The organism is Asanoa sp. NPDC050611 (assembly GCF_040654855.1).
In the GTDB taxonomy this organism is placed as follows: Bacteria; Actinomycetota; Actinomycetes; order Mycobacteriales; family Micromonosporaceae; genus Asanoa.
The window spans coordinates 1-2,125 of the sequence record NZ_JBFAIU010000625.1 but is presented as its reverse complement, the minus strand read 5'-3'; the positions used below and the strand labels follow the sequence as shown (position 1 = coordinate 2,125).

The window sequence follows — 2,125 nt, the reverse complement described above, 5'->3', positions numbered from 1 at the left end:
GTCGCGCGGGAGCTGATGATCAACATGTCGGCACCGGCGCCCGTCCTCTTCTCGGTCAGATCGTGGATCTCCCAGGTGGCCGTGTAGACGTCGGCCGACGGCCGGATCTCGGGCAGCATCGCCCGCGGCACGCCGAGCGCGTCGAGCAGTTCCGGGCTCCAGTCCAGGGTGCGCAGGTCCATCAGCAGCGTGCGGCTGGCGTTGGTGACGTCGGTGACGTGCCGGCCGGTCAGGTTCCAGATCAGCCAGCTGTCGATGGTGCCGAACAGCACCTCGCCGCGCTCGGCCCGCTCGCGCAGGCCGGTGACGTTGTCGAGCAGCCAGCGCAGCTTGGGCCCGGCGAAGTAGGTGGCCAGCGGCAGCCCGGTGATCCGGGTGATCTCCTCGGCGCGGTCGGCCAGCGTACGCAGGATGGCTTCGGTCCTGGTGTCCTGCCACACGATCGCGTGGTGCACGGGCTCGCCGGTGACGCGGTCCCAGACCAGGGTGGTCTCGCGCTGGTTGGTGATGCCGAGCGCGGCGATGTCGTAGCCGGCGACCGCCTCGTCGACCACGGCCCGCACGTTGGCCCAGATCTCGGCGGCGTCGTGCTCGACCCAGCCCGGCCTCGGATAGAGCTGGCGGTGCTCCCGCCGGGCGACGGCGACGATCCCACCGTCGCCGTCGAAGACGATGCACCGGGAAGAGGTGGTCCCTTGATCGATCGCGGCGACGTACGGCATGCGGGCCATTGTGCCGGTCCCGTCGACGCCCGAATAGGATCGAATCGTGCGCGAGATCGCGGTATTCAGCGGTGGTGCCCATCCGGAACTGGCCGCCGACATCTGTGCCCACCTCGGCGTCCCGTTGCTGCCGACCAGAATCTCCAGGTTCGCCAACGACTGCCTCGAGGTGCAGCTGCAGGCCAACTGCCGGGAGCGTGACGTCTTCCTGATCCAGCCGATCGTCGCGCCGACGCAGGAGAACCTCGTCGAGCTGCTGTTCATGATCGACGCGGCCCGGGGTGCCTCGGCCGGACGGATCACGGTGGTGCTGCCGCACTTCGCGTACGCCCGCTCTGACAAGAAGGACGCACCCCGCATCTCGATCGGCGCCCGCCTGGTGGCGGACCTGCTGGTCTCCGCGGGTGCGCACCGCGTGCTGGCGATGACCCTGCACTCCCCGCAGGTGCACGGCTTCTTCAGCGTGCCGGTCGACCACCTGCACGCCCTGCGCGAGCTGGCGACCCACTTCAAGGGCGAGGACCTGAGCGAGACGGTCGTGGTGTCACCGGACCTGGGCAACGCGAAGGAGGCGGCGGCGTTCGCCCGGATGCTCGGCACCCCGGTGGCGGCGGGCGCCAAGCAGCGCTTCCACGACCAGGTCCGGATCAGCGCGGTGATCGGAGACGTCACGGACCGCGACGTGATCGTGCTGGACGACGAGATCGCCAAGGGCAGCACCGTGATCGAGCTGGTCGACCACCTGCACCAGCTCAAGGCCCGCTCGATCCGCCTGGTCTGCACGCACGGCCTGTTCGCCGACGACGCCCTCGACCGTCTCGCGGCCCTGGAGGGCGTCCGCGAGATCGTCTGCACCAACACGGTCCCGATCCCGGTGGAGAAGCGCGTCCCGCAACTGACGGTGCTCTCGATCGCACCGGCCCTGGCGGAAGCGATGCGCCGCATTCACAACGGCGAGTCGGTCAGCGCGCTTTTCGCCTGATCACGGATGGCCGATCGGGCTGGCATAGTTGGCGGCGTGATCCCCGACTCCCCTACCGTCCTGGCCGAGGCGTTGGCGTCCACCGGTTACCTGGCCGACGACGGGCTCGCCACCGCCGGGTTTCTGGCCCTCAAGCTCGGGCGGCCGCTGTTCCTCGAGGGTGAGGCCGGTGTCGGCAAGACCGCGTTCGCGCAGGCGTTGGCGGTCGCGACCGGGGCCAGGTTCGTGCGGTTGCAGTGCTACGAAGGGCTCGACGCCGCCCAGGCGCTCTACGACTGGGACTTTCCGCGGCAGATCCTCCACCTGCGGGCGGCCGAGGCCGCCGCTGCTCGTGTGCGCCCGCGAGCGCTCCCAGGACGTGAAGAAGCTGGTCGACGAGCTGAAAGCCCGCGGCGACGAAGGTTTCTGCTGATTCGCATCT

3 protein-coding genes are annotated in these 2,125 nt (G+C 69.6%); 2 read left to right on the top strand and 1 reads right to left on the bottom strand.

Features of this window, described 5'->3' with window-relative positions:
* The coding region (locus tag AB0H87_RS41105; protein ID WP_360159081.1) for an FGGY family carbohydrate kinase at window positions 1-722 on the bottom strand (722 nt) is incomplete at its 3' end.
* A gap of 46 nt (window positions 723-768) precedes the next feature.
* Between AB0H87_RS41105 and AB0H87_RS41100 the strand changes: the two genes are divergently transcribed.
* A complete protein-coding gene (locus AB0H87_RS41100) occupies window positions 769-1,704 on the top strand; it encodes a ribose-phosphate pyrophosphokinase (RefSeq protein WP_360159078.1) in 936 nt (311 codons plus the stop codon).
* Between the two features lie 36 nt (window positions 1,705-1,740).
* The coding region (locus AB0H87_RS41095; RefSeq protein WP_360159075.1) for a MoxR family ATPase at window positions 1,741-2,125 on the top strand (385 nt) is incomplete at its 3' end.